The 697-nt window shown below is 48.4% G+C and carries 1 protein-coding gene; it reads right to left on the reverse strand.

Going from position 1 to position 697, the window contains the following annotated elements; translation table 11 throughout:
• The coding region (locus R7R78_RS26445) for an alkaline phosphatase D family protein (RefSeq protein ID WP_225474650.1) at positions 1-697 on the reverse strand (697 nt) is incomplete at both ends.

The raw sequence follows: 697 nt of genomic DNA on the forward strand, positions 1-697 counted from the left end.
CATTTGTCGTAGACGCTGACTTCGTCGTCACCTGATACTTTTTGTCTTTGATGGTCGACACCAAGTACCACGTCGATTGAGCGGCATCAGCAGTAAAGGTCACTCGCATAAAGCCACGTTGTTTGATGTCAGCCCATTGCAGCTCGGAGACTAAATGCGGCAAGGTGTATTCCATTTGAGCAATCGCCACCGGGTCCAACGCCAAATACTCTTCTAACCCCGGAGAGCTCACCGAGCTCGTCGCAAACTCGACCCCTATCGGATTGTTTGACACATCTTTTAACTCACTTGCCCACGCGTTGTGAGTATCGCCCGCTAAACACACAAAATTGCCACTGCTTGCCTTGGCCAGTTGGTAAACTTTTTCACGCTCGACATAGTAACCATCCCAAGCATCGAGGTTGTAAGGCAGAGAAATGGGATCTGCACTTGGATCGGCAAGATAACCCGTGATCGCTGTATTCACGGCCAACAAAGCTTCTGTTTTCTTCTCTTCTGTTGACGTAAACAGTTGGAACATCGCCGTCATCACTGAACTTGGTAGCTCCATTCGCGACATCAAAACTTGTTGGCCTAGAACGTTCCATTTTGCATCGTGCGTGTTGAATTCATTCATCAACCAAGCAAGTTGTTCAGTGCCTAGCAGTTCCCTATCTGCACTGCGTGATTGAACAACTAACCCACCGATAGCTTCCAT

It is taken from the genome of Vibrio sp. 2134-1 (assembly GCF_033339495.1).